Source organism: Methylocaldum sp., assembly GCF_035627495.1.
Lineage (GTDB): Bacteria > Pseudomonadota > Gammaproteobacteria > Methylococcales > Methylococcaceae > Methylocaldum.
Genome location: NZ_DASPLO010000225.1, coordinates 1 through 1,210, shown reverse-complemented (window position 1 = coordinate 1,210; position 1,210 = coordinate 1). Strand labels below are relative to the sequence as shown.

At 36.9% G+C, this 1,210-nt stretch carries 1 protein-coding gene; it reads left to right on the top strand.

Annotated features, from left to right (window positions below; all coding sequences use genetic code 11):
• The first annotated feature begins 588 nt into the window (after nt 1–588).
• Nucleotides 589–1,143 carry a transposase gene (locus VEB01_RS22905; RefSeq protein WP_324879621.1) on the top strand — a complete coding sequence of 185 codons (555 nt, stop codon included), beginning with the start codon at nt 589–591 and terminating at the stop codon, nt 1,141–1,143.
• The last annotated feature ends 67 nt before the right edge of the window (nt 1,144–1,210 follow it).

Sequence of the window (1,210 nt, the reverse complement as noted above, 5' to 3'; positions counted from 1 at the left end):
CTTTTTTTGATTCACAAAGTGTTATGATCAAGTTTTTGTTAGATAAAGGGATGAAAATACCGTATGAGTTTTAGGGGAAGAAGGCTTTAACGCAAAACCTCCGGGGTTGAGGAAAACCCCGGAGGTTGACTGAAAGCAGCTTCACATGAGAACCTCCAAGGTTTTCCTGAACCTTGGAGGTTTTTCTGGATTATGGATCATAGGTGAAATAGATAAATATGCTTTTAAGGCAAAACCTTCGGGGTTGAGAAAAACCTCCAAGGTCTATCACGGAAATCTTTCAAATAGCGTTTCAGGGTTTCACAATCACAAATTTAAATATTAAAAATCGGAAGCCGGGATGACCTCCAAGGTTTTCCTCAACCTTGGAGGTCTTTCTGGATTATGGATCATAGGTGAAATAGATAAATATGCTTTTAAGGCAAAACCTCCGGGGTTGAGGAAAACCCCGGAGGTTGACTGAAGGCAACTTCACATGAGAACCTCCAAGGTTTTCCTGAACCTTGGAGGTTTTTCTTTTGACTTTTAATGTTGAATATTCTAATTTGTCCCAAATTCTAATAGATTATAAATTATCCAGGGGGGACTATGGATAAATCCCGCAACTACTATCAAAACAGCTTCCATCATGTTTACAACAGAGGGGCAAACAAAGAATCCATCTTTTTTGAACATGAAAATTATACTTATTTCCTGGATAGAATGAAGGAATACAGTCGAAGGTTTGAGATAAGTATACTCTCATTTTGCCTTATGCAAAATCATTTTCATATGTTTCTCAAACAGACATCTAACAACTTTTCTATTTCACAGTTTTTATCATCTCTTTTGAATTCATATGTTAAGTCAATCAACAAAAAATATCAAAGATCAGGAACTTTGTTTGAGGGTAAGACAAAGAGTAAGGAAATTAAGGACAACGCATATTTCATATGGGTAATAAAATATATTCTTGAAAATCCTGTAAAGGCAGGTTTGGTATCCAGTGTTGGTGATTGGGAGTTTTCAAATGCGAGAGATCTGCTTGGTGTTAGAAATGGAGATTTAACGGATGTGAATTATGTAAGCTCTTTTTTTGATTCACAAAGTGTTATGATCAAGTTTTTGTTAGATAAAGGGATGAAAATACCGTATGAGTTTTAGGGGAAGAAGGCTTTAACGCAAAACCTCCGGGGTTGAGGAAAACCCCGGAGGTTGACTGAAAGCAGCT